Annotated in this window: 26 protein-coding genes; 11 read left to right on the top strand and 15 right to left on the bottom strand. The window is 74.2% G+C overall.

The features are described from left to right. Window positions 1-402, bottom strand: coding sequence for a MarR family winged helix-turn-helix transcriptional regulator (locus tag K1T35_RS31010; RefSeq protein ID WP_220262962.1), 402 nt, complete (start codon window positions 400-402; stop codon window positions 1-3). Window positions 403-498: 96 nt separating this feature from the next. Here K1T35_RS31010 and K1T35_RS31015 point away from each other — a divergent pair, with 96 nt between their 5' ends. After that, window positions 499-774: a GNAT family N-acetyltransferase gene (locus K1T35_RS31015; RefSeq protein WP_220255333.1), complete on the top strand. Its 276-nt coding sequence runs from the start codon at window positions 499-501 to the stop codon at window positions 772-774. 103 nt (window positions 775-877) lie between these two features. Here the strand turns inward: K1T35_RS31015 and cobO are convergent, their stop codons facing one another. The 3 genes from cobO to K1T35_RS31030 all read right to left on the bottom strand — a co-directional run bounded on the left by cobO (window position 878) and on the right by K1T35_RS31030 (window position 5,057). Beyond that, entirely contained in the window at window positions 878-1,492 is a 615-nt protein-coding gene (gene cobO, locus K1T35_RS31020) for a cob(I)yrinic acid a,c-diamide adenosyltransferase (RefSeq protein WP_220255334.1), read from the bottom strand. A 71-nt stretch (window positions 1,493-1,563) separates the two neighbouring features. After that, complete coding sequence (locus tag K1T35_RS31025; protein WP_220255335.1) at window positions 1,564-3,543, bottom strand: putative cobaltochelatase; 1,980 nt, start codon at window positions 3,541-3,543, stop codon at window positions 1,564-1,566. Continuing rightward, complete coding sequence (locus K1T35_RS31030; RefSeq protein WP_220262963.1) at window positions 3,540-5,057, bottom strand: cobyric acid synthase; 1,518 nt, start codon at window positions 5,055-5,057, stop codon at window positions 3,540-3,542. Before K1T35_RS31030 ends, K1T35_RS31025 begins: the two co-directional genes overlap by 4 nt. Before the next feature lie 20 nt (window positions 5,058-5,077). On the opposite strand from K1T35_RS31030, the gene K1T35_RS31035 reads away from it, so the two are divergent. The 4 genes from K1T35_RS31035 to K1T35_RS31050 all read left to right on the top strand — a co-directional run bounded on the left by K1T35_RS31035 (window position 5,078) and on the right by K1T35_RS31050 (window position 9,233). Beyond that, on the top strand, window positions 5,078-5,884 hold the full coding sequence (locus K1T35_RS31035) for an SURF1 family protein (RefSeq protein ID WP_220255336.1): 807 nt from the start codon (window positions 5,078-5,080) through the stop codon (window positions 5,882-5,884). A gap of 8 nt (window positions 5,885-5,892) precedes the next feature. Continuing rightward, complete coding sequence (locus K1T35_RS31040; protein WP_220262964.1) at window positions 5,893-6,546, top strand: transcriptional regulator; 654 nt, start codon at window positions 5,893-5,895, stop codon at window positions 6,544-6,546. Between the two features lie 119 nt (window positions 6,547-6,665). After that, window positions 6,666-8,012, top strand: a complete 1,347-nt coding sequence (locus tag K1T35_RS31045; RefSeq protein ID WP_220255337.1) for a DUF1800 family protein — start codon at window positions 6,666-6,668, stop codon at window positions 8,010-8,012. A 12-nt stretch (window positions 8,013-8,024) separates the two neighbouring features. Then, on the top strand, window positions 8,025-9,233 hold the full coding sequence (locus K1T35_RS31050) for a DUF1501 domain-containing protein (RefSeq protein WP_220255338.1): 1,209 nt from the start codon (window positions 8,025-8,027) through the stop codon (window positions 9,231-9,233). Window positions 9,234-9,712: 479 nt separating this feature from the next. Here the strand turns inward: K1T35_RS31050 and K1T35_RS31055 are convergent, their stop codons facing one another. The 5 genes from K1T35_RS31055 to K1T35_RS31075 form a co-directional block, all read right to left on the bottom strand. Next, a complete protein-coding gene (locus K1T35_RS31055) occupies window positions 9,713-11,071 on the bottom strand; it encodes a sensor histidine kinase KdpD (protein WP_220255339.1) in 1,359 nt (452 codons plus the stop codon). Beyond that, entirely contained in the window at window positions 11,068-11,763 is a 696-nt protein-coding gene (locus K1T35_RS31060; protein ID WP_220255340.1) for a response regulator transcription factor, read from the bottom strand. Before K1T35_RS31060 ends, K1T35_RS31055 begins: the two co-directional genes overlap by 4 nt. A 64-nt stretch (window positions 11,764-11,827) precedes the next feature. Continuing rightward, the gene (locus K1T35_RS31065) at window positions 11,828-12,856 is read right to left on the bottom strand and encodes a cobalamin biosynthesis protein (protein ID WP_255620937.1); all 1,029 of its coding nucleotides are present in this window, start codon (window positions 12,854-12,856) and stop codon (window positions 11,828-11,830) included. Between the two features lie 5 nt (window positions 12,857-12,861). Next, on the bottom strand, window positions 12,862-13,089 hold the full coding sequence (locus tag K1T35_RS31070) for a hypothetical protein (RefSeq protein ID WP_220263315.1): 228 nt from the start codon (window positions 13,087-13,089) through the stop codon (window positions 12,862-12,864). 161 nt (window positions 13,090-13,250) lie between these two features. Beyond that, the gene (locus tag K1T35_RS31075; RefSeq protein WP_220255342.1) at window positions 13,251-14,936 is read right to left on the bottom strand and encodes an AMP-binding protein; all 1,686 of its coding nucleotides are present in this window, start codon (window positions 14,934-14,936) and stop codon (window positions 13,251-13,253) included. A 175-nt stretch (window positions 14,937-15,111) separates the two neighbouring features. Here K1T35_RS31075 and K1T35_RS31080 point away from each other — a divergent pair, with 175 nt between their 5' ends. After that, window positions 15,112-15,576, top strand: coding sequence for a hypothetical protein (locus tag K1T35_RS31080; protein ID WP_220255343.1), 465 nt, complete (start codon window positions 15,112-15,114; stop codon window positions 15,574-15,576). 163 nt (window positions 15,577-15,739) lie between these two features. Continuing rightward, window positions 15,740-16,153, top strand: a complete 414-nt coding sequence (locus K1T35_RS31085; RefSeq protein WP_220255344.1) for an SsgA family sporulation/cell division regulator — start codon at window positions 15,740-15,742, stop codon at window positions 16,151-16,153. An 82-nt stretch (window positions 16,154-16,235) separates the two neighbouring features. Here K1T35_RS31085 and K1T35_RS31090 read toward each other — a convergent pair whose 3' ends face one another. Next, window positions 16,236-16,904 (bottom strand): DUF5709 domain-containing protein, encoded by a 669-nt coding sequence (locus K1T35_RS31090; protein WP_220255345.1) that lies wholly within the window; start codon window positions 16,902-16,904, stop codon window positions 16,236-16,238. A 147-nt stretch (window positions 16,905-17,051) separates the two neighbouring features. Between K1T35_RS31090 and K1T35_RS31095 the strand changes: the two genes are divergently transcribed. Together K1T35_RS31095 and K1T35_RS31100 are read left to right on the top strand one after the other, a co-directional pair. Next, window positions 17,052-18,224, top strand: a complete 1,173-nt coding sequence (locus K1T35_RS31095; protein WP_220255346.1) for a sensor histidine kinase — start codon at window positions 17,052-17,054, stop codon at window positions 18,222-18,224. Next, complete coding sequence (locus tag K1T35_RS31100; protein ID WP_220255347.1) at window positions 18,221-18,826, top strand: DNA-binding response regulator; 606 nt, start codon at window positions 18,221-18,223, stop codon at window positions 18,824-18,826. Before K1T35_RS31095 ends, K1T35_RS31100 begins: the two co-directional genes overlap by 4 nt. A 33-nt stretch (window positions 18,827-18,859) precedes the next feature. On the opposite strand, the gene K1T35_RS31105 is transcribed toward K1T35_RS31100, so the two are convergent. Beyond that, a complete protein-coding gene (locus tag K1T35_RS31105; RefSeq protein WP_220262965.1) occupies window positions 18,860-19,417 on the bottom strand; it encodes a class I SAM-dependent methyltransferase in 558 nt (185 codons plus the stop codon). A 61-nt stretch (window positions 19,418-19,478) separates the two neighbouring features. Here K1T35_RS31105 and K1T35_RS31110 point away from each other — a divergent pair, with 61 nt between their 5' ends. After that, the gene (locus tag K1T35_RS31110) at window positions 19,479-20,252 is read left to right on the top strand and encodes a helix-turn-helix transcriptional regulator (RefSeq protein ID WP_220255348.1); all 774 of its coding nucleotides are present in this window, start codon (window positions 19,479-19,481) and stop codon (window positions 20,250-20,252) included. 57 nt (window positions 20,253-20,309) lie between these two features. Here K1T35_RS31110 and K1T35_RS31115 read toward each other — a convergent pair whose 3' ends face one another. Next, window positions 20,310-20,630: a hypothetical protein gene (locus K1T35_RS31115; RefSeq protein ID WP_220255349.1), complete on the bottom strand. Its 321-nt coding sequence runs from the start codon at window positions 20,628-20,630 to the stop codon at window positions 20,310-20,312. A 50-nt stretch (window positions 20,631-20,680) separates the two neighbouring features. On the opposite strand from K1T35_RS31115, the gene K1T35_RS31120 reads away from it, so the two are divergent. Beyond that, on the top strand, window positions 20,681-20,947 hold the full coding sequence (locus K1T35_RS31120; protein ID WP_220255350.1) for a DUF6158 family protein: 267 nt from the start codon (window positions 20,681-20,683) through the stop codon (window positions 20,945-20,947). 11 nt (window positions 20,948-20,958) lie between these two features. Here the strand turns inward: K1T35_RS31120 and K1T35_RS31125 are convergent, their stop codons facing one another. The 3 genes from K1T35_RS31125 to K1T35_RS31135 form a co-directional block, all read right to left on the bottom strand. Further along, on the bottom strand, window positions 20,959-22,206 hold the full coding sequence (locus tag K1T35_RS31125; protein WP_255620940.1) for a YibE/F family protein: 1,248 nt from the start codon (window positions 22,204-22,206) through the stop codon (window positions 20,959-20,961). A gap of 68 nt (window positions 22,207-22,274) precedes the next feature. Beyond that, window positions 22,275-23,114 carry a glycerophosphodiester phosphodiesterase family protein gene (locus tag K1T35_RS31130; RefSeq protein ID WP_220255351.1) on the bottom strand — a complete coding sequence of 280 codons (840 nt, stop codon included), beginning with the start codon at window positions 23,112-23,114 and terminating at the stop codon, window positions 22,275-22,277. After that, a complete protein-coding gene (locus K1T35_RS31135) occupies window positions 23,086-24,435 on the bottom strand; it encodes an ABC transporter substrate-binding protein (protein ID WP_220255352.1) in 1,350 nt (449 codons plus the stop codon). The genes K1T35_RS31130 and K1T35_RS31135 overlap by 29 nt, the downstream gene beginning before the upstream one ends. Between the last annotated feature and the right edge of the window lie 19 nt (window positions 24,436-24,454).

The raw sequence follows: 24,454 nt of genomic DNA on the forward strand, positions 1-24,454 counted from the left end.
CTACTCCTGGCCGGTGACCTCGCGCTCGTAGGCCCGCAACGTCTCGACGAACAACCGCCGTTGCTCGGCTGTCAGCGGCTCCATCGCCACCTTCCAGGCGTGCCCACCGGCGGCGAGCCAGTCGGTGACCGACCGCTCGTGCGCGGGCGCGATGCTGACGATCGTGCGCCGCCGGTCGGCGTCGTCCTCGCGGCGTTCGAGCACCCCCTGCCGGGAGAGGTCGGCGACCATCAGGCTCACGGTGGCGGGCGCGACCTCCAGCCGGGCCGCCAGCTCCTTCACCCCCAGCGGGCCGTCGAACACCAGGTAGGCCAGCAGCGACAGGTGCCGGGGCGCGAGCTGCAACACGCGCAACGGCTCGGGCGGCGGGATCCGCTTCGCCCGGCCCACGAGCCGGGGCATGAGCAGGAGGAGGGCGCGAGTGGCCTCGTCGACGCCGTACGCGTCACCGGACACGCCTCACCTCCGATCTGCATTCTAGCGACTAGCGTGATCGCCATGGACGTCACCGATGTGCCCGAGCGCCGACGCTACGAGGCCCTGATCGACGGCGAGCTTGCCGGTATCGCCGAGTACCGCGCGTCCGAGCGGATCGTGACGTTCATCCACACGCAGGTCATGTCCGAGTTCGAGGGCAAGGGCGTGGCGAGCGGGCTGATCCGCGCGGCGCTGGACGACGTGCGCGCGCACGACAAGAAGGTGCGCGCGGTGTGCCCGTTCGTGAAGGGGTTCCTGGACAAGCACTCCGACGAGTACGGCGACCTGGTGGCCTGAGGCCGCGCTCACGGTGGTCGAGTAGGGACGGCGCCCCAGCGGGCCGGCGCTACTCGACCACCGGAAGAGGGGGCCGGCGCTACTCGACCTGCGCGGTCCCGAATCACCACTCGATCCCGCGCTGCCCCTTCTGGCCCGCGTCCATCGGGTGCTTGACCTTGGTCGTCTCCATCACGAGGTCGGCGGCCTCGATCAGCTCCGGGGCGGCATCCCGCCCGGTGATCACCACGTGCTGGCGGCCGGGGCGGGCGGCGAGCACCTCGACGACCTCGCGCACGTCCACCCACCCCCACTTCATCGGGTAGGTGAACTCGTCGAGCACGTACAGGTCGTGCGCCTGCGTCTCGAAGCGGCGGCGGATCTCCGCCCAGCCCTCGGCCGCGGCGGCGGCGTGGTCGTCCTCGGAGCCCTTCTTGCGCGTCCAGGACCAGCCCTCGCCCATCTTGTGCCACTCGACCGGCCCGCCCTCGCCGGTCTGCTCGTGCACGCGGCCGAGTGCGCGGAACGCGGCCTCCTCGCCGACCTTCCACTTCGCCGACTTCACGAACTGGAAGACCCCGATCGACCAACCCTGGTTCCAGCCGCGCAGCGCCAGCCCGAACGCGGCGGTCGACTTCCCCTTCATCTCCCCCGTGTGGACGACGACCAGCGGCCGATTGCGGCGCTGGCGGGTGGTGAGCCCGTCGGCCGGAACCGTGACGACCTGCCCCTGCGGCATGTTCCCCTCCTCCGTCGGGTCGTGAGTGGATACGCGAGCTATAGCGCGCGTATCCACTCACGAGGTGGGCCTTACGCGGCGCGCGCCGCCCGGACGACGCCGGCCACCTGATCGGCCGACAGCTCCGCGAGACCGAGTGCGGCTCCGCCCGCCGCGGCAGCCACGCGGGCGGCGAGGCCGAGCCGGACGGGGCCGCTCTCGCAGTCGACCACGATCGTCGCCACCCCGTCGGCGGCGAGCAGCCCGGCGGCGCGGCACGCGTCGGCAACCGGGTCGCCGCCAGGGCGGGCCGCCACGGTGGCGCGGCCGTCGGTGAGCAGCACGAGCAGCGCGCGGCGGCGCGGGTCCCGCAACCGCTCCACGCGCAGCACGGCCCGCGCCCGCAACAGCCCGTCGGCCAGCGGCGTGCGGCCACCGGTGCGCAGCTGCGCGAGCCGGACCTGAGCGGCGGGCACGCTGGACGTCGGCGGCAGCACCAGCTCGGCTCCACCCGCCCGGAACGCGACCAGCCCGACCTTGTCCCGGCGCTGGTAGGCGTCCCGCAGCAACGACATGACCGCCCCGCTCACCGCCGCCATCCGCTGCCGGGCGGCCATCGAGCCGGACGCGTCCACGGCGAAGAGCACGAGGTTGCCCTCCCGGCCCTCGCGCTCGGCGCTGCGCAGGTCGGCCGCGTGCAGCCGCAGGCCGGCGCCGGTGCGGCCGCGGCCCCGCTGGTGCGGGGCGGCCGCGGCGATGGTGGCAGGCAGATGCAGGTCGGCGGCGCGCCGCGGCGCGGTCCCGGACGCGCGGACCACCCGGCCGGTGTCGGTGCGCGCCCGCGACCGGCGCCCGGGCGCTCCCTCCCCGATGCCCGGCACCTGCAGCAGCCGTGCCCGGAACGGCGCCGACGCCGGCGGCGCGGCCTGAGGCCGGCCGTCACCCGCCGGGCGCGGCGCCGTGCCCGAGTCGGAGTCGCCGGAGGCCGGGGACTCGCCGGGTTCAGGGGCGCCGCCGCCAGGTCCGCGGTCGTCCGGGCCGTCCGGTGGCTCCTGCTCGTCCGCATCGCGAAGCGCGTCGTCCAGGGCCTGCTCGTCCATCCCCGGCTCGTCGAACGGGTCGCGGCGGCGCCGGTGCGGCAGCGCGAGCCGCGCGCCCACGCGCACGTCCTCCTCCGCGACGGCGCCCGCCCCGCGCCACGCCGCATGGGCGATCGCGGCGCGCGCGATCACGAGGTCGGCCCGCATGCCGTCGACGTCGAAGGCCGCGCAGACGGCGGCGATGCGGCGCAGCTCGGCGTCCGGGAGCGCGACGGCGCCGACCCGGTCCCTCGCCTCGGCGATCCGCTGGGCCGTGCCCCGCTCTTCGTCCTGCCACCCGGCGACGAAACCGGCAGGGTCGGCCTCAAACGCGAGCCTGCGCCGCACGACCTCCACCCGCGTCTCGACGTCGCGCGCCGCCCGTACCTCGACGGTGAGCCCGAACCGGTCGAGCAGCTGCGGGCGCAGCTCGCCCTCCTCCGGGTTCATCGTGCCGACCAGCAGGAACCGCGCAGCGTGCGAGACCGACACGCCGTCGCGCTCCACGTGGGCCCGGCCCATGGCGGCGGCGTCGAGCAGCAGGTCCACCAGGTGGTCGTGCAGCAGGTTGACTTCGTCGACGTACAGCACGCCGCGGTGCGCGTCGGCGAGCAGGCCCGGCTGGTAGGCGCGCACGCCCTCGGAGAGGGCGCGCTCCAGGTCGAGGGAGCCGACGAGGCGGTCCTCGGTGGCACCCACCGGCAGCTCGACGAGCCGGGCCGGGCGGACGTCGGCCGCGCCACCCGGCGGGTGTGGCCCGTCCGGGCAGGCCGGGTCGGGCGCGCCGGGCGCGCAGCCGAACCGGCAGCCGGGCACCACGTCGAGCGCAGGCAGCAGCGCCGCGAGCGCGCGCACGGCCGTCGACTTCGCGGTGCCCTTCTCCCCGCGCACGAGGACGCCGCCGACGCCAGGGTGCACGGCGTTCAGCAGCAGCGCGAGCCGGAGGTCGTCGTGGCCGACGAGGGCGGAGAAGGGGAACTGCGGACCGCTCACCCGGGCGAGCCTGCCAGACCGGTGGTCACCACCGGGAGGTCCGCGGGCGCACCGTGATTGATGACATGTTCAAGTGCGCGGATGTCGATGTGCGTCTCGACGAGGTCCGCCAGCACGTCGAGCTGGGCGGTGCGCTGCGCCGCGAACGACGTGTCCGGCGCCGGGACGAAGCCGGTCCGCCCGGCCTGGTCGGCGATCCGGCGCAGCAGGGCGCGGCGGAACCCGTCATTCTCCAGCAGCCCGTGCCAGTGCGTCCCGAGGACGGCGCCCGCGTCGGATCCCTCGCCGTCGAGCAGGGGCGGGTCACCGCTGTACACCACCCGGCCGTGGTGGATCTCGTAGCCGCGCACCGGCTCGCCCCACGCCGTCGACTCGGGGTTGCCCAGGTGCTTGTCGACCTCGAACTCCACCTCGAGGTCCAGCAGGCCGAGCCCGTCGGCGTCCCCACCCTCGACGCCGTGCGGATCGAGGATCCGCTTCCCGAGCATCTGGTATCCCCCACAGATGCCCAGCACCGGCCCTCCGGCGGCCGAGTGCGCGACCACGGCGTCGGCGAGCCCCGTCCGCCTCAGCCAGGCGAGGTCGGTGACCGTGGCCTTGGAGCCCGGCAGCACCACGAGGTCGACGTCGGCGAGCCGGGACGGCTCCGTCACGTACCGGACGGCGACGCCGGGCTCGGCGGCGAGCGCCTCCGCGTCGGTGGCGTTGGAGATCCGCGGCAGCCGCACGACGCCCACTCGCAGCCACTGCGACCCGTGCGGCGGCGCCGGCCTGCCGAGCACGCCGTCGGCCACCGCGGACAGCGAGTCCTCAGCGTCCAGCCACAGCCGCTCCTCCCACGGCAGCACGCCGAGCGTGGGGCGGCCGGTGAGCGCGGCGAGCTGGTCGAGGCCCGGCGCGAGCAGCGTCGGGTCGCCGCGGAACTTGTTCACGACGAACCCGGCGATGCGGGCCTGGTCGGCGGGGTCGAGCACGGCGAGCGTGCCGAAGAGGTGGGCGAGCACGCCGCCGCGGTCGATGTCGCCGACGATCACGACCGGCAGGTCGGCGGCCTGCGCGAGGCCCATGTTCGCGATGTCGTTCCCCCGCAGGTTGATCTCCGCGGGAGAGCCCGCGCCCTCGCAGATCACCACGTCGAAGCGGGCGCGCAGGTCGGCGAGGCTCGCCGTGACCACATCGAGCAGCGCGGCTTTGCGGCGCTGGTAGGACCGGGCGCTGACCGTGCCGTCCACCCTGCCGCGCACCACCACCTGGGAGCTGCGGTCGCTGCCCGGCTTGAGCAGCACGGGGTTGAACGCGACGCTCGGCGCGAGGCCGCACGCGAGCGCCTGCACCGCCTGCGCGCGGCCGATCTCGCCGCCGTCGAGCGTGACGACGGAGTTGTTCGACATGTTCTGCGCCTTGAACGGCGCCACCGCGACGCCCCGGCGGGCGAGCAGCCGGCAGATCCCGGTGACAAGGGCGCTCTTGCCGGCGTCCGAGGTGGTACCCGCCACCAGCAGAGCTCCGACCATCACGCCAGTATGGTCGGGGCGTGAGGTTCCTCCTGCGGCCCGGGTGGATCGCGCTCATCGTGGCGGTCATCGGGTTCGCGGCCGCCGCGTTCACGTTGCTCGCGCCATGGCAGTTCGGCCGCGAGGCGCAGCGCGACGCCCAGCAGCGCGCGATCGACGCCGCGTCCGTCACCGCTCCCGTGCCGCTCGCGGACCTGGTGCCCCCCGGCGACTCGGTGACGTCCGATGACGAGTGGCGGCAGGTCACGGTCACCGGCACGTTCGAGCCGGACGGCGAGGGGCTCGTGCGGCTGCGGGTGGTGGACGGCCAGCCCGCCGTCGAGGTGCTCACCCCGTTCCGCACGGACGACGGGCGCCTCGTCGTCGTGAACCGCGGTTCGGTCACCGCGGCGTCCGGCGCCACCGTCCCGGACTACCCGGCGCCGCCCGCAGGCCCCGTCACGCTCACCGCGCGGCTGCGGCTCGACGAGACCGACCCGCAGGGCCGCGCCGCGATCGAGACCGACGGGCACCGCCAGCTCTACGCGGCCGACTCCCGGACCCTCGCCACCGCGACCGGCCTGCGTCTCGAACCCGGATTCCTGCAGCTCGCCGACGGGCAGCCGGGCGTGCTGCGCCCGCTCGACGTGGCCCCGACCGCGGGCGGCGGCGCCCCGTTCACGAACTTCTCCTACGCCCTGCAGTGGCTCACGTTCGGCGTGATCGCGCTGGTCGCCCTCGGCTACTTCGTCCGGCTGGAGCTGCTGCAGCGACGCGGCACCGACCGACGCACGGAGCGGGCGGCGCTGCGCCGCGCCCTCGCGGGCGAGGACGAAGGGAATCGATGATGTCCTCCGTGATGTCCGCGGCCCGTGAGCTGCTGGATTCCGTGCGGGCCGAGCTGGCGCCACGGGACGCGGAGAACCGGCTGACGCCGCTCATCGCCGACGGCGCCGCGCCGCGGTCGGTGTTCGCGGCCATCGCCGCCGAGGAGCTGCACATCGTGCCCAGCGACTGGCGCAGCCTGCACACCCTCGCCGCCCGTTGCGACACCGCGGCCGCCCGCAGCTACTTCAGCGGTCTCGCGAGCGGTGAGGAGGCAGCGCTGGCCAAGCTCGCGCCGCTGGCCGCGGCCGCCGGCCTCGACGACGACGCCGCCAACGCCTACGAGCCGCGTGCCGGATGCCAGGCCTATCCCGCCTACTTCGCGTGGCTCGCGCTGAACGCACGCCCCGCCGAGGTGGCCGTCGCGCTCACCGCCAACTTCGGCGCGTGGGGAACGTACTGCGCCGCGATCGCGCGCGGGATGCGCGAGCACTACGGGTTCGACGACGACGCGTGCGGCTTCTTCGACTTCTTCGCGACCCCGCTGCCGGACGACCAGGCGGTGGCCGTGGTGCAGGCGGGCTTCGACGCCGGCACCCTCGACCGGGACGCCGCCCGCCGGTACGCCCGGCTGTTCCAGAGCTACGAGCTGATGTTCTGGAACACTCTCGCCGAGCCGGCCTGAGCACCCGCGCGGCGCCGATGAGCCGCACGCGCGATGCGGCAGGCCTGCCTTCCCCTTCCCTTGTCCTTCCCTGATGCCGCCCTGACGTTCCTCGAACATTCGGCGGTCATCGTGGACTCATGCGCATCGCGCCGTTCCGACCACAGGTGGCGGGCGACCCCACAGTCTCGGAGAGCGAGATCGTGCGGCGCCTGCTCCAGCGGGTCTGCCTGGGCCCGCGCCGCGACGAGCTGGACGCGGCGCGGGCGGCCGGGTTCGACGCGACGCTGGCGAGGCTGCTGTCCGCGCCGGGGCGCGATCCCGGGGTGGACTCGACGCCGCCACCGGCCTTCCCACCGCCCGAACCGCCGGCACGGAAGAACAACCCTGATGCCCGCAAGGATCAGCGGCGGGAGGGGATCGCGCAGTCGCGGCGGCTCGGGGTGTGGTGGCTGGACCGGATGGCGGCCGTGGACGAGCCGTTCCCGGAGCGGATGGCCTGGTTCTGGCACGGGCACTTCGCCACCAGCGCGCAGAAGGTGCGCCACCCGCAGCTGATGTTCGCGCAGAACGAGACGCTGCGCCGGCTCGGCCGCGGCGACTTCCGCGCGCTCGCCCAGGCGATGGTCGTCGACCCGGCGATGCTGGTCTGGCTGGACGGCGGCGGGAACCGGGTGGGCAAGCCGAACGAGAACCTGGCCCGCGAGTTCATGGAGCTGTTCACCCTCGGCGTCGGCAACTACACCGAGGACGACGTACGGGAGGCGGCCCGCGCGCTGACCGGATGGCGGGTCGACGTCCGCAGCGGCGCCGCGCGGCTCGACCTCGACGACCACGACGCCGGACCGAAGTCGGTGCTGGGCACCACGGCCGACTACGACGCGCCCGGGCTGGCCGACCTGCTGGTCACCCGGCCCGCCTCGCCCCGTTTCCTGGCCGGGCGGGTCTGGCGCCGGTTCGTCTCCGATGCGCCCCCGGACCCCGCCACCCTGGAGGCACTGGTGGCGGCGTACGGCCCGAACCACGACATCGCGGCCATGGTGCGCACCGCGGTGACGTCGCAGGCGTTCCGGTCCGCGTCGTCGGTGCTGGTCCGCCAGCCGGTGGAATGGCTGGTCGGGGCGCTGCGCGCGCTGCGCCTGCCGGCATCCCGGGTGAAGCCCGCGGCGCTCACCGGCGGGCTGCGCGACCTCGGCCAGACCCCCTTCTTCCCACCGGACGTCGGCGGCTGGCCGGCCGGCACGCCCTGGCTGTCCACGGCCGCGGCGCTGGCCCGGGTTCGCATGGCGCGGGCGTTGACCGCTGTCGCGGACCTGTCCCCGGTGGCCGACGTGCCGGCGCCCGGGCGGGTCGAGGCCACCGCCGCACTGCTCGGGCTGCCCGGTTTCACCGCGCGCACCGCGGCCGCGCTGGCACCGCTCGCCGGGCGCCCGCCGGACCTGGTCGCGGCCGCCCTCGCGTCCCCCGAGAACACGATCAGCGCCTGAGCCGGAGGACCCGTGAACACCCTGACCCGACGCAGGTTCCTGGCCTACAGCACCATGGCGACGGCCGCCGCCGCGGCAACCACCGCCGGCTGGATGGAGCTGGCCGACCGCACCCGGACCGATCCGCTCCCGCCGGGCGCCCCGGTGCTCGTCCTGGTCACGCTGTACGGGGGCAACGACGGCCTCAACACGGTGGTGCCCGCGGCCGACCCGGCCTACCACTCGGCCCGCCCCGACCTCGCCTACGACGAGGGAGAGGTACTCGACCTCGGTGAGGGGCTGGGCCTCAACCCCGGCCTGGCCGCGCTCAAGCAGCAGTGGGACCGCGGCACGCTCGCGATCGTGCGCGGAGTGAGCTACCCGAAGCCCGACCGCAGCCATTTCCGCTCCATGGACATCTGGCAGACCGCGGATCCGGTGCACCCCACGTCGACCGGGTGGATCGGGCGCTGGCTGGACGCGAGCGGCAACGACCCGCTCACCGCGATCTCCCTGGAGCCGGTGCTGCCGCCGTTGCTCGCGGGGGAAACCACCACCGGTGCCGCGCTGCCGCTGCGCGGCCTGGTGCTGCCGGGCGGCGCGCTCGGCACGGCGTTCGCGGCGATGGGGTCGGGCGCGCCTGGGGAGTCCGCGCCGCAGGCCACCGCCGCGCGGTCCATCGCCGACCTGCACCGGACGGTGGACACGTTCGGCCCCGCCGTCGACGACGACGGCGGGGCCGGCGGCAGGACCGGCAGCGGGGCGCTCGCCGCGCAGCTCGACGTGGTGGCCCGCTGCATCGAGGCGGGTGCGCCGAGCCGGGTGTACTCGGTCAGCCTCGGCGGCTTCGACACGCACGCCGACGAGCGCGGCACCCAGCAGGAACTGCTGTCCGAGGTCGACGCGGCGGTGTCCGGATTCCTGACCCGGATGACCAGCTCGGACCGCGGGCGGCAGGTGGTGCTGATGGCCTACTCCGAATTCGGGCGGCGGGTGGCCGCGAACGCCAACCAGGGAACCGACCACGGCACCGCGGGCCCGGTACTGATCGCCGGCAGCGGCGTACGCGGCGGGTTCATCGGCGAGCAGCCCAGCCTGACCGACCTCGACGACGGCGACCTGAAGGCGACGACCGACTTCCGCGACGTCTACGCCACCCTGCTCACCCGCGTGCTCGGCGCCGACCCGGAGCCGGTGCTCGGGAAGGGACGCACCGAGCTGCCGCTGTTCACTTCCGCCTGACCGGGGCCGCCACCCACAACCGCCGAGATGGCAGCCTGTGCTGTTCGATCTTCGCCACACAGCACCCCGCGCCATCTCGGCCGCGCCCCGCGCCCCGTTTCATGGTCATGTCGACACGCAGGTCCGGGAGGCCAAACGAGCATCTCGCAACGCGCCCACCCGATCGGTACTTCTCCGACCCGGCCCCTCTCACACCGCAGCGCACGCCGCCCCCACTCGCGTTCCGGTGGCGGATGCCCCCGAGTGCTCGGCCGGACCTCGATCGTGCATCTCCGACCGGCCAACGCGACGGCGCTCGAAGATCGCGCCAACCCCGCCAACTCGCGCTCAGATGGCGGCTCGCGCCGCTCACCGAAACCGCCCTCAATGCCATCTCGGCCTCGACTGCCCGGGCATGATCGGCGTATGCGGTTCTCCAGCCGCTCCCGTGCGGTTCTGCGACCACTCTCGTCGATCACACCCGCCTGCGACGATCACCGTCACGCCGGTCCCCGAAGCGTCACGGTGAACGCGACCCCGCCCTCGGGTGCCGGGCCCGCCGAGATCGTCCCGCCCATCCGGGTCACCAGCCCGTGCGCGAGAGCCAGCCCGACCCCACCGGTGCCGGTCGGGCGGCGTCCCCGGTAGCGGTCGTGCAGCGCGCCCCGCTCGAACACGACCGCGTAGTCCTCGTCGGACAGTCCCGGCCCGGAGTCGCGCACCTGGAGGGACCCCTCGTCCAGCGCGGCGAGCACCAGCACGGAACCGGCCGGGGTGACCCGCAGCGCATTCTCCGCCAGCCCGTCGAGCACCTGGCGCAGCCGGCGCGGGTCGGCCCGCACCGGCGCCGGACGCCCCGGCGCCTCCACCCGCAGCTCGACGCCGGCGGCCCGGGCGCGCAGGTCCCACACCTGCCCGGCCTCGGTCACCAGCGCGGTGAGATCCACATCGGTCAGATCCACGGCGAAGTCGTCGGCCTCCAGGCGGGCCAGTTCCATCAGGTCGGTGACCAGACGCTCCAGCCGGTCCGCCTCGCGCACGATCGTCGCCCCCGCCGATGCCACCTCGGCCCCCGTGACGATCTCGTCGGCGAGCGACTCCCCGAATCCGCGGACAGCGGTCAACGGAGTGCGCAGCTCGTGCGACACCGACAGCAGGAACCGGCGCTGCCGATCCTCGCTGTGGGCCAGCGCGTCCGCCAGCTCGTTCACCGCCCCGGCCACCTCGGCGACCTCGGCCGGCCCACGGACCGGCACCCGGACGTCCCGCTCGCGTCTGCGCAGCCGGTGCGCGGCGGCCGCGACCGCGCGGAGCGGTCGCCCGGACACCCGCCCGACCACGGCGCCGACCAGCACCGCGACCACGACCCCGATCAGCACGGCCAACCCGATGTTGCGCCGCAGCGCCCCGACCGGTCCGGAGTCGACGGAGCGCACCAGGGCGAACGCGCCGGACGGGCTCGGCCGCGCCTCCACCAGGTAGACCGTCCCAGCGACGTCGGCGGAGCCGGACACCGGCGTCCCGGCCTGCGCGCGATCCGCCCTGGCGCGGGTCAGGGCGGTGCGGACCGGCCCGTTCCCTGCTCGCGGCGTGTCGAGCCGCACGACGGCCACGTCCTGCGCTCGCAGCACATCGACCACCCGGCCGAGGTTCGCCACCCCGCGCGGCCGCGGCGGTCCCTCGGCGAGCTGGGCGGCGACCACGTCGGCCTGGTCGGCCAGCACCTGGCGGGTCACCTGGCGCGCGGTCATCGTGACCAGCTGCAGCGACACGATCGCGGCGACCCCGACCGCGGCGAGGGCGACGACCAGGCACGCAGCCGTGACCCGCCAGGCCAGCGACGTCGGCCGTCCGATCATCGCCCGTTCCCGGCCTCGTCCGCCGCGTACCCGACGCCGCGCACGGTGCGGATCGGGCTCGGCCGGCCGAGCTTGACCCGCAGCTGGGCGACGTGCACGTCCACCGTGCGCATCCCGGCCCCGGCCGCGTAGCCCCAGACCGCGGACAGCAGCTGCTCGCGGGAGAACACCCGGCCCGGCGTGCGCATCAGGTGGGCCAACAGGTCGAACTCGGTCGCGGTGAGCGACACCTCTTCGTCGCCCGAGTGCACCCGCCGCCGGTCGACGTCCAGCCGGACCCCGCCGACGACGAGCACGTCCTCGTCGGCGGCCATGGTCCGGCGCAGCACCGCGCGGACCCTGGCCGCCAGCTCCCGCGGGCTGAACGGCTTGGTCACGTAGTCGTCGGCGCCGATCTCCAGGCCGAGGATGCGGTCGACCTCGTCGTCGCGGGCGGTCACGAATAGCACCGGTGTCCGGTCCTGTGCCGCGCGGAGCCGTCGGCACACCTCGATCCCGTCCAGCCCGGGCAGCCCGACGTCGAGCACGATCGCCACCGGCCGGTGCCGGCGCACCGCGGCCAATGCGGCCTCGCCGTCCGACTCGGCCAGCACGCCGAAGCCGTCCCGGCGCAGGTAGAGCGCCACCAGCTCGACGATCGCGCGGTCGTCCTCGACCACGAGGACCAGTCCCCGCTCCCCCGCCGACGTCATGTGCCGATCGTGCATCGTTGCGCGCGGGGGGCGACGCGCGGGGCGAATGCGTAGACCGAGCCGGTCAGCCGATCTCGCGCAGGTCCTTGTCCTTCCCCACGCCTTCCGACGAGCGGCGCGTTCGTCGGATAGGTACCGACGAACGCGCCGTTCGTCGGAACGAGGCCGCTATCGCTGCGGAGAGGATCGCAGCGGCAGCACCTACCAGGCGGGACAGGCGGGCCGCACGGGCGAGATCAGCGGGCGTGGGCGGTGGGCCTTCGCCGAGGCGGGGGCGCTCCTCGACCCCGTGCGGGTAGACCGTGCGCCCGCCCAGCGTGACGCCGAGAGCTCCGGCGGCAGCGGCCTCCACGGGCCCGGCGTTCGGGCTCGGATGTGCCGACCCGTCGCGGCGCCACGCGACGAGGGCCGCGCGGGGTGACCCGCCGACGGCGGGCGCGAGCCCGGCGAAGAGGAGCGCCGACACCCTGGCCGGCACCAGGTTGGCCACGTCGTCCAGCCGCGCGGCCGCCCAGCCGAAGCGCCGGTACCGCGTCGACCGGTAGCCGACCATCGCGTCGAGGGTGTTCACCGCCCGGTACGCGAGCAGGCCGGGCACCCCGGCGACGGCGCCCCACAACAACGGCGCCACCACGGCGTCGGAGGTGTTCTCCGCCATCGACTCGGTGCCTGCGCGGGACATTCCCGCGGCGTCGAGCGCCGCCGGGTCGCGCCCGCAGAGCGACGGCAACCGGGTGCGAGCGGCCGCGAGATCTCCCGCGACGAGCTCGTGGGCCAGCGCGGCTCCGTGGGCGGCGAGCGACGAGCCGCCCAGCACCGCCCATGTCGCCAGCCCCGTCAGCGCCACGCCGGCGAGCGGACGGCGCGCGGCCACCCGCTCGGCGAGCACGCCGAGGGCCGCCGCGCCTCCGACGAGCGCGGCGACGTAGAGCACCCCCGCGGAGCGCCGGTCGGCGTACCAGCGCGCCTCGAGGGCGGCAGCGGCACGACCGAACCCGGCGACCGGATGCCCACGGCGTGGATCACCGAGCAGGGTGTCGGCCAGCGCCCCCACGAGCAGCCCGGCCGGACGGACCCACCTCGGGCCCACCACCGCGGTCAGTCGCCCGCGACAGCCTGCCCGAGGCGCAGCCCGTGCAGGCGTTGCGCCTCGGTGGCGATTTGATGGAGGGAGCATGGCCAGCGTTCACCAGAACCGCTGGCGGTACGGCAGGACGTGCACCGTCCCAACCGGTCCGGCTGGTGTGCGGCGAGCAGCCGGCGCCACACCTCGGGCATGCCGGCCATGACGTCGGCGATGCCGCCGGCCGACTCAGGTTGCGTCACGACCGGTCCAACACTCGCAGGTCAGGCGAGCTATTCCAGGTCGTGCCACCGGTCGGCGAACGGCGGATCTCGCACGCTCGGCCGCGCGTGACCTGAGTCATAGCAATGCTCACGACCGATCGTCGGACGGCGATGCCCGTTGAGCGCGAGCGCAACGTGACTCAGAGTGTGTACTCGCCCACGGGCGAGGTAGACCCATCAGCGTGCAGTTCGCTCTCGCGCCCCCGCAGCTCGACGCGGCGGATCTTGCCGGAGATGGTCTTGGGCAGCGCCGCGAACTCCAGCCGGCGGATCCGCTTGTACGGGGCCAGGTTCTCGCGCGCGAACTCGAGGATCGACCGGGCCGTCTCCTCGCTCGGCTCGTGACCCGCGGCCAGCACGACGTACGCCTTGGGCACGGCGAGGCGCACCGGGTCCGGCGACGGCACGACCGCCGCCTCCGCCACCGCCGGGTGCTCGATGAGCACGCTCTCCAGCTCGAACGGGCTGATCCGGTAGTCCGAGGCCTTGAACACGTCGTCGGAGCGCCCGACGTAGGTGATGTAGCCGTCGGAATCGCGGGATCCGACGTCGCCGGTGTGGTAGTAACCGCCCGCCATCGCCTCGGCGTTGCGCTCGGGGTCACCGTGGTAGCCGACCATCAGCCCCAGTGGGCGGTCGGACAGGTCGATGCAGATCTCGCCCTCGTCGGCCGGCTGGTCGGTTGCGGGGTCGAGGAGCACGACCGGGTAGCCGGGGATCGGCCGCCCCATCGAGCCGGGCTTGACCGCCTGGCCGGGCGGGTTGCCGATCTGGAGCGTGGTCTCGGTCTGCCCGAAGCCGTCGCGGATGCGCACGCCCCACGCCTTCTCAACCTGCTCGATCACTTCGGGGTTGAGGGGTTCACCCGCCCCGACGACCTTGGTGGGCGGGTTCGCCAGGGTCGACAGGTCGGCCTGGATCAGCATCCGCCAGACGGTGGGCGGCGCGCAGAAGCTGGTGACGTTGCAGCGGTCCAGCACGTCCAGCACGGATTCGGCGTCGAACCTCGCGTAGTTCATGACGAGCACGCACGCCTCGGCGATCCACGGCGCGAAGACGTTGCTCCACGCGTGCTTCGCCCAGCCCGGCGAGGAGATGTTGAGGTGGATGTCGCCGGGCTGCAGGCCGATCCAGTACATCGTCGACAGGTGCCCCACCGGGTAGGACGCGTGGGTGTGCTCCACGAGCTTCGGCTTGGCCGTGGTGCCGGAGGTGAAGTACAGCAGCAGGGTGTCGCTGCCGCGGGTGACGCCGTCGGGCGTGAACTCATCGGAGGCCGACGCGCTGTCGGCGTAGTCGAGCCAGCCCTCCGGCGCGCCGCGCACGGCGATGCGCGTGTAGTCGCCCTCGACGTCGTCGAACTTGCCGGCGTCCGTCCCGCCCACGACCACGTGCTTCGCCCCGCCGCGGTCGAGCCTGTCGCGCAGGTCGGTCGCGGTGAGCAGGGTGGTGGCCGGGATGACGATCGCGCCGAGCTTCATCGCGGCGAGCAGGGTCTCCCACAGCTCCACCTGGTTGCCGAGCATGAGGATGATCCGGTCGCCGCGGGCGACGCCGTGCCCGCGCAGCCAGTTGGCCACCTGGTTCGAGCGGGCGGAGAGCTCGGAAAAGGTCCAGTGCGCTTCGCTGCCGTCCTGCTCCACGATCCAGAGCGCGCGGGCCGCGCCCCGCTCGGGGTCGGCGGCGACGGCGTCGAAGTGGTCGATCGCCCAGTTGAACTCGTCGATCTCGGGCCAGCGGAAGTCACGGTATGCCGTGTCGTAGTCCTCGCGGTGCGCCACGAGGAACTCGCGGGAGGCGTAGAAGTTCTGTGCGGACGGGTTCATGACCTCACCTCGAAGTAGCCGCGCTGCCGAGCCGACCTTAGTGCCCGGTCCAGGGACACCAGTGATTCCCACGACCCGTGGCTCACCCCCGAACGGACAGGTCAGGCACCCGATCCCTCGGACGCGCCGGGCGCGCCGGCCGTGGGCATCACCCGTACGGCCCTACGGTGACTCGGTGATCTCGACCGGCCGACGCGCCTCTCGCCCGACCGTCGCCGGAACGATCGTCACGAGCCTGCTCGCCGGGCTCCTCCTCGCGGGGTGCACCCCGTCCGCCGCGCCGGGCGTGAGCACGTCCGCCGGGCCGAGGCCACTGCCCTCGACCAGCACGGCGCCCCCGGACGAACCGGTGTCGACGGAGGCGGAGCTGCCATGGCCCGCGGCCACCGCGGCGGACGCGGCGGCGTTGCAGGCCCAGGTGGATCGCGGTTCCCAGCCATGGCTGCTGGACCCCTCCGAGGTGGCCATCGCCTATGCGGCAGCCGCCCACGACTGGCCCGACGCCGAGGCGTACCCGGGCCCCGACGGCACCAGCGTCGACGTGCGCAACGCCGACGGCGAACGCCTCACCCTCAGCCTCGCCCAACCCGGACGGACGGGCAATGACGGCATCTGGGTCGTGACGGCGGAGCGCGCGTAACTCTGTCGTCGCAACGGCGTTCACCCTGTGTGCTGTGACGAGTACTTACTCGCTTGTTCGGGTGAAGTCCCCCCACGAGTGCAGCGTTCGTGGGGCATGCTGCGATGCAGAGGGTGACGCCGCCGCTGCACGAGCGGGCGGCCCCGGTGCCCAGGGGGCGACGATGACGAACGACCTCGTCCAACAGGACATGTTCACGGTGCTACACGGCCAGCCCGCGCCAGTCGTCACGCGCTGGAGCTACAGCGCATACGACCCGTTCGCGGTGTCCCTCGCGGTTCGCACGAGACATGACCGGTGGGTCGAATGGCTCATCGGGAGAGAGCTCGTGATGGCCGCGCTCGACGAGCCGACCGGCGAGGGTGACGTGCGGATGCGCCCGCTCACGGTGCAGGGCTACGACATCGTCGAGATCGAGATCCGGTCGCACGACGGGCGCGCGGTGCTCGAGGTCGACCACGAGCTGCTGCGGTCCTTCGTCGGGGCCACCCTCGAGATGGTCCCCGCCGGCGCCGAGGCCGACCGGATGGACCTCGACGGCGAGATCGCCCGCATCACGCGCAGCTGCGCGGAGTAGGACCTTCGCCCCCGCTGGTCGAGACGCTGGTCGAGTAGGGCCTACGCCGGCGCGTAGGCCCTACTCGCCCACCGGGAGCACCTCAACCCCAGGCGTCGGGCCCCGCGTCCTGCCGGCCGTCCACCCCCGCCGTTCCCCCGGACTCCGGATCGCGGTCGATCCGTTCGGCCGCCGGCTCGGCACGGCGCTCCCCGGCCCTCGGCTCGCCGGGTAGGCCGGGGTCGAACACCTCACCGTCGGCGCGGACGTCCCGGGCCGCCTGCGCGGCCGCGTCGACGGCCTCGGGATCGGCGTCGAGCGCTTCGTCCACCTCCGGGTCGTCCAGCTCGGGTGCGCCCGCCACGGACGGCTCCAGCGCCACCGGCGCGTCCGGATCGCCGGTGGTGTGCACCGCGGCCTCCTCGGCGCCTGCGGCTCCGCCGTCGACGCCGACGTCCACCCCGTCCATGGCGTCGGGCGTCTCCAGCGCGGCACCCTCGCCGGCGAGCTCGATCCGGCCGGACCGCTCGGCGTCGACGGGCTCGTCCCCGCTCTCGGCGCGCAGCCGCTCGTCGAGCGATGCACCCTCGCGCATGCCGCGCGCGGTGACCTCGTCCTCCTCTGCCAGGTAGGGCCGGTCGGGCGGCGAGTAGCCCGCGTCGAGGCCGTCCCGGTCGCCGGCGGGCGCCGCGAGGTGTTCCTCGCTCTCCAGCTGGACCGACGCACCCAGATCGGGCGCCTCCGGCTGTTCCTCGTAGTCGCGCTGCGCCATGACGACGTGCACCTCCTGTCGTCGTGCTGCGTTCGGATCTCGCGTACCCGGGGCCGGTGCCGTCCACACGGCGGCGCCGGAAGATCAGGGCGAGCGCCGTCACGGCACCCGGCGACGATCCGGGCAACCACCGGGCATGATCCCGTGGTGCCCACCGACACGCGCGACCCTCGCCTCGGCCGGGCGCGGGCGGCCGTCCTCGGATCGCTGGTCGTGGCGGTCGCCTCGACGCTGGCCTGGCCGGGGATCGGGGTGGTGCGCTTCGAGGCGCGACCGCTGTGGCAGGTGCTCGGCTGCGCCGGCATCCTCGCCGTCGCGGCCACGCAGGCCGCGGCGCTCTACGCCGCGGCCACCCCTGGTCTCGCGGAGCGGACGCGTCGCCGGTTCGTCGTCGCCTTCCTGGTGGCCACCCTCGTGTCGGTGCCACTGGCGGCACCCGTCGCCACCGAGAGCGTCGAGGGCTGGGACACATGGGCGTGGCTGGGTGCCGCGGTGATCGGGTCGGTCCCGCTGCTGATGCGCACCGCACTCGCGGCAGCCGTCTCCGTGCTGACCACCGCGCTCTCCGCTGGCATCGGGGCGGTCACCGGCGGCTCCCCCGCGACCTTCGCGGTCATCACGGCCGGGATGGGGGTGAGCCTGCTCGCCATCCACGGGCTGCCCGTCGTGCTGTGGCACCTGGTCCTCGAGGCCCGCGACGGGCGCGAGGCGCGGGCCCGGCTCGCCATCACGGAGGAGCGGCTGCGGTTCGCCCGCGACGTGCACGACCTGCTCGGGCACCACCTCTCGGTGATCGCCCTGAAGGCCGAGCTCGCCCAGCGGCTCGCCGCCGTCGACCCGGAGCGCGCCGGCCGGGAGGCGGGTGAGGTCCGCGAGCTCGCGGCGGCTGCGCTCGCCGAGATGCGCGAGGTCGTGCACGGCTACCGGGCGGTCGACCTCGGCGCCCAGATGGACGCCGTCGCGCGGGTGCTCGGTTCCTCCGGCGTGCGCTGCACGGTGACCGGTGACGCAGGCCCGCTCCCGGAGGCCGTCGCCACCGGGCTCGCCGCGACGGTCCGGGAGGCAGGCACCAACGTGCTGCGTCACAGCCGGGCGACGTGGTGCAGGATCGATCTCGTGCGGGGCGTGGACGCGCTGGGCGTGGACGAGGTGCGGCTCACCGTCGCGAACGACGGCGCGGGCGAAGCACGCCCTGACGCGTACAGCTCCGGGCTGCAGGGCCTGTCCGACCGGCTCGCCACGTCCGGTGGGCGGCTGCGCACCGACGTCACGGACGGGGTGTTCACCCTCGACGCGGTGGTGCCGGTGCGTGCACCGTGATCCGCGTCCTGCTCGCCGACGACGAGGAGCTCATCCGTATCGCGGTCGCCGCCCTCCTCGGCCTCGAGCCCGACCTCGAGGTCGTCGCCCATGCCGGTGACGGCCGCGGCGCCGTCGATGCCGCCGTGGCCCACCGCCCGGACGTCGCGGTGGTCGACCTGGAGATGCCGGGGCTCGACGGCATCGCCGTCGCCGCGGAGCTGGCGACCGCCGTGCCGTCCTGCGCGGTCGTGATCCTCACCGGGCACGGCCGCCCACCCCACCTGCAGCGCGCGCTGGCCGCCGGGGCGAAGGGGTTCCTCCCGAAGGGTTCCCCCGGCGGCACGCTCGCCGACGTGATCCGGCGGGTGCACGGGGGCGCCCGCTACGTCGACCCTGCCCTCGCCGCCGACGCCCTCACCGCCCAGCCGTGCCCGCTCACCCCGCGCGAGCTCGACGTCCTGCGGGAGGCCGGCGCCGACACCCCGGTCGCGGTCGTCGCGCGCCGCGTGCACCTGTCCCAGGGCACGGTCCGCAACCACCTGGCCGCGATCACCGCGAAGCTCGCGGTCCCCACCCGCGCCGAGGCCTACCGCACCGCCCAGGAGCAGGGCTGGCTCTGACCCCCTCCCTGTGGTCCTGCCAGGGCGCCTCCGCTATTTGATCGCCCGGAAGCGGAACGCCTTCGGGACGGTGTCGACCTCGATGCCGCCGAGGCCTGCCGCGCCGAGGCGATCGGGCAGGCCGTCCGGATCGACGACCGTCATCGTGTCGCCGATGTGGATCAGCCGGAACCGCAGGTTGAGCCGGCTGTCGAGGCCCGCGAACACGCCGCCCGGCCGCAGGACGCGGGCCGCCTCGGCGAACAGCCGGTCCTGCTGCTCCGGCGACGGAACGTGGTGCAGCATCGTGAAGCAGACGACCGTGTCGAAGGACGCGTCGGGGAACGGCAGGTCCGCGCCGTCACCGGTGTGCACGTCGACGCGGTCGCCGAAGCTCGAGCGCACGCCGTCGGCCAGGTCCGGGTCCACCTCCACGGCGGTGAGGCGCCCGCCCTTCCCGGCGAGCCAGCGGGTGGTCACGCCGTAGCCCGGCCCGATCTCGAGCACGTCGCCGTCGAGCGGCACAGTCCGGCACACCCACGGCAGTACCTCACCGTGCATCCGGGTGGCCCACGCGTCGGAGCGGCAGATCCGGCGGTGCAACAGGTTCATCGGCACCCCCGGGAGGCTAAACCGGACCACGCTTGTCCGGCACCGGCTAGCCTGCCGTCCCGTGTCGCGCTCCGGCCACCCCCCCGGTCTGCTCGCCCCACCGCTGGGCGCCGCGCTCGTCGGCCGGTTCGCGCTCGCCCGCGGCCACCGGTTCGCCGAGCACGTCCACCCCACCCACCAGCTCGCGTGGGCGGAGCGCGGGGTGCTGTCGATCTCGGCGGGCGACACGACGTGGGCGCTCCCGCCCACCCGCGCGCTGTGGATCCCGGCAGGCGTCCGGCACACCACCGCGGCGGCCGCAGCCACCGCGATGCACAGCCTCTACCTGCGCCCCGCACGGGCTCCCACCGGCTTCGACCGGCCCACCGTGCTCGCCGTGGCTCCCCTGCTCGCCGCCCTGATCGGGCATCTCGGTGAAGCCGAGCTGGGCGACGCCGAGCGCGCCCGCGCCGAGGCCGTGCTGTTCGACCAGCTCGTGCCCGCCCCGGTGGCGTCGATCGAGCTCGCCCTCCCCACCGACGACCGCGCCCGCCGGGTGGCCGACGCCCTGCTCGCCGACCCGGCCGACGACCGCGGCGCGGAGGCGCTGGCCCGGCTCGCCGGCACCAGCCCACGGACGCTGCACCGCCTCTTCCAGGACGCCACCGGCTGCGGGCTGGGCGAGTGGCGCCTCCGGGCGCGGATCCGTGCGGCCCTTGAACTGCTGGCCACGGGCCTCCCGGTGGGTGTCGTGGCCAACCGGGTCGGCTACCGCACGCCGAGCGCTTTCGTGGCGGCCTTCCGCAAGGTGCTGGGCACGACGCCGGCGCAGGTCTTCGGCCCGTCCGGGTCGTGAGTGGATACGCGCGCCCCAGCTCGCGTATCCACTCACGACCTCAGTGGCCGGACCGCATCATCGACGCGCTCGGCTGACGGGAACCCGCACCGACCGCCCGTCCGCCGACATCCGGCCTCGGCGCCTCGTGTCTTCGAGCATTCCGGCCCAGCGCTTCGACCAGGCCGATGCCGACGTCGGGCTCATGCTCATCACGGCGAGCGACCGGAGGACGGCCACGTCCAGCAGGGCGGTGTCGTCGTCCGACAGCTTCCCCGTGCCCGTCGTGGTGAGTGCCTTCCGGAGCCCCTTGGTGTCGAGCTCGGTGTCCAGGCGCAGGTCGGCGAGGTCGTCGGGGTCCTGCACGACGGCACCCGCTGTCGACATTCGCACGATCACCCGTTCGATAGTGCCGCATGTGGAGCGCGTCCGGCGGGCACTCCTGGCCCATGACGGACCGATCGCACGGCATCGCCCCTTCCGAGCTCGCCGACGACGTCCTGCGCCGCGAGCTGGCCCACCTGCACGAGACCCGCCACGACACCGTGCTCGACGGCAGCGAATCCGCCCTGCGGGCGCACACCGAGCGGATGCTCGCGCTGGAGCAGGAGTTCCTGCGGCGGTTCCCGGACCGCGGCGCCCCCGACCCACGGCGCACCCGCGCCGGCAGCCGGGAGAGCGCGGGCCAACCGGTGCCCGGACGCGACCTCCGCTGACTTTTCGCGACCTAGTGCTTCCCGACGGTCTCCCGATTGCCGCGGGTGGCCACGGCCACCGCGACCGCCGTCGTGACCGGGACGGACGCCACCAGGCCGATGCTCCCCACCAGGGTGCGCACCACCTCGGTGGCGATGACCTGCGTGGTCAGCACGTCGCCGAGGCCGCGCTGGTTGGCCGAGAAGACCAGGAGCAGGGGAAGCGTGGTTCCGGCGTAGGCGAGCACGAGCGTGTTCACCGCCGACGCCACGTGGTCGCGCCCGATCCGCATGGCCGCGCGGAACAGCGCGATGCTGCGCAAACCCGGGTCCGCCTGCCGCAGCTCCCAGACCGCGGAGGTCTGGGTCACGGTCACGTCGTCGAGCGCCCCGAGGGCGCCGATCATCAGGCCGGCCAGCACGAGCCCGCGGCTGTCGACACCCGTACCGAGCGCCGCGGCGAGGTTGGCGGTGTCCTCGTCGGCACCGCTGAGCTGAGCGAGGTGGGCGAACGTGGTGCCGAGCAGCCCGATCAGCACCAGGCTCACCAGCGTGCCCAACACGGCGGTCGAGGTCCGCGCCGAGAAGCCGTGGGTGAGGTAGAGCGCTCCGAACATGATCACGCAGCAGCCGACGACGGCGACCGCGAGCGGGTCGCGGCCGGCCAGGATCGCGGGCAGCACGAACGCGATCAGCGTCGTAGCGGTGAGCGCGAGCGCCGCGATCGCCGCGAAGCCGCGCCGTCCGCCGAGCCCGATGACGGCCGCCGCGAAGAGCAGCGCCAGTACCAGCAACGGGGTGTCGCGTTGGAAGTCGACCACCGCGTAGGCCGTCGGTTCGGTCAGCTCGTCGTCCGGCACGGAGAGGACGACGTCGTCCCCGGCTCCGAACGGCGCCTCACCTCGAACGATCGAGACCTCGGTCTGGATGCTCCGCCCGGCGAGCGGTCCCTCGGCGATCGCGACGGTCAGGGTCAGGCAGCCCTCCGCGCTGGGGTCGTCCGTACAGGGGGCCTCCGTTGCCGTCGTGACGTGTCCGTCGACGCGCACCGCGGTCACGTCGTCCGCCGCGGCGGGCTCGCCTGCCGGATACAGCAGCACGAGACCCACCGCCGTCGCGATGGCACAGGGCACCAGCAGCGCCGCGATCAGCATCCGCACCCGGCGATCGGCCGGCGGCGCGGGCGAGTGCCCGTGGCCGTGGCCGTGCCCTTCCAGAACGTCGCCGTCGAGTCGGCGGTGCCGGGCCGGGCGCCGCGCGTGGCGATCCGTGGAGCTCACGCGCCAGATCCTCACCGGCGCCCGGTGGCGCGCGCGCCCCGGGTGCCGCTACTCCTCCTACCGCGCGGTCAGGACGCCAGCTCCTGTGCGCCGGTCCACCGGAGGGCGAGCCAGTTGCGGAAGGGGCCCGGCCGGTTGGTGATCACGCCGTCCACGCCCGCGACACCCGCCGCGCCCCACTCGTCGGGCTCGTCGAGGGTCCACGGGTAGACGCTGTAGCCGGCCTCCCGCAGTCGCAGCGCGAGGCCGGGCATCTCGATCGGCAGCTGGCCGATCGGGTTGCAGCCGGCGGCCCCGAGCTCCTGCAGGCGCTCCATGAGCCCGTCGAGGTGCTCGGGGCGGTAGACGAGCAGGGCCCGCGGCAGCTCGGGCGCGACGTCGCGGGCCGCGGCGACCGTCTCGGTCTCGAAGCCCTGCAGGATCGTGCGGCCGGTCAGCCCGTGGCGCCGGATCGTGGCGACCGACCCGTCCATCTGCGCCGCGGTCCAGCTGCCCTTGAACTCCACGAGCCAGCCGACGTCCGGGTGCGCGGCGCCCCACTCGGCGACCTCGGTCAGCGTCGGCACGCGGGCGCCGGCGAACCCGGGCCCGAACCAGCTGCCCGCGTCAGCGGCGCCGAGCGATTCCGAGCTGGTCAGGGCGACGTCCGCGGCCATGCCGGTCGTCCTGAGCGCCGATCCGTCGTGGATGATCACCGGGACGCCGTCGGCCGCGATCCGCACGTCGATCTCGATCAGGTCGCTCCCGGCGGCGACGGCCGCGTCGAAGGCCGCGATGGTGTTCTCCGGCGCCGACGACGAGTCGCCGCGGTGCGCGATGGTGCGGATGTGGCCCGGCTGCGGGCGAAGGGACTCGGGGAGCAGGTCGCTCGGGACCGCCCTAGAGGTAGCGCGCAACGTTCTGCTCATACGAGGTCTTGATCTCCGTGGCGGCGGCGGAGAACGCCGTGGCCGGGTTCTCGTTCTGCAGGACGATCTTCTGGATGGCGGTCGTGAGGTACTGGTCGCCGGACGGTACGAAAGCGCGGGCCCAGTCCTGCACGCGGGTGGTGGCGAGCTGGTCGACGGCCGTGCGGGCCAGCGGCGTCTGCGCGAACACGGCCGCCATGTCGGGGCTCTCGATCGCCGAGGTGCGCACGGGCATGTAGCCGGTGCCCGCCGAGAAGTGCGCGGTCTGCGCGGTGTCGGTGAGGAACTTCAGGAACATGCCCGCGGCGAGCTGCTGCTCCGGCGACCTGGCCGATGCGATCGCGACGCCCGTGCCGCCCGTCGGGCAGCCGGGCCCGGCCGGGCCCTTGGGCAGGAAGCCGGCGCCGACCTCGAACTGCGCCTGCGCCAAGATGCCGCGCAGCGAGCCCGTGGACGCCATCGTGCAGGCGGTGACGCCTGCCGAGAAGTCAGCGACGTACCCGTCGTCGCCGCCCTGGGTCGGGGCCGCGACCTGCTTGTCGTGAACCAGGGCCCGTACGTACTCGCCGGCGTCCAGGGTCTCCGGCTTGTCGAGGGTGAGCGTCCACTCCTGCGAGTAGGACCCGCCCCGGCCCCACATGAAGTTGTAGAACCACCACGCGCCCCACGAATTGGCCGTTCCGAGGCCCAGCGGCGGTCGTCCGACGACCTGCGCCAGCGCGGGCGCCCACTGCTCGAACTCGTCCCACGTCTCGGGGGCGCGGTCGGGGAGGCCTGCGCGCTGCCAGACGCCGCGGTTGTAGTAGAAGAGCGGTGTCGACCGGGCGTACGGCGCCGCCCAGTGCTGGCCGTTGAACGCGTAGTCGTCGTAGAGCGTGGGGATGTAGTCGCCGGTGTCGATCTGCAGGTGCCGCGCCAGCCCGTCCAGCGGGATGATCTGGCCGTTGATCATGTAGCGGAACCACCAGACGTCGCTGGCGCCCACCAGGTCCGGCGTGTTGTCGGTGCCTGCGGCCGCCTGGAACCGCTGCGCGACCTCCTCGTAGTTCTTGCCCGCCGTGACCAGGTTGACGGTGATGCCCGGGTTCTGTTCCTGGAATCGGCGGATGTACTCCTTCTCCAGCTCGATCGAGGTGCCCGGGTGGTTGCTCCACCAGGTGATCTGGGAGGCCGGCTGCACCCCGGACCAGTCGATGTCGGCCTGCGCCGCCCCGCCCGACTCGGAGATGCTCGGCCCGCCGCACGCCGCGAGGGCGGCCGTGCCGCCCAGCAGGGCGCCGAGGCGCAGCAGCCCGCGCCGGGAGAGTTCGGGTGTGGTCATGTCGTGCCTCTCAGTGGAG

Source organism: Pseudonocardia sp. DSM 110487 (assembly GCF_019468565.1).
Classification (GTDB): domain Bacteria; phylum Actinomycetota; class Actinomycetes; order Mycobacteriales; family Pseudonocardiaceae; genus Pseudonocardia.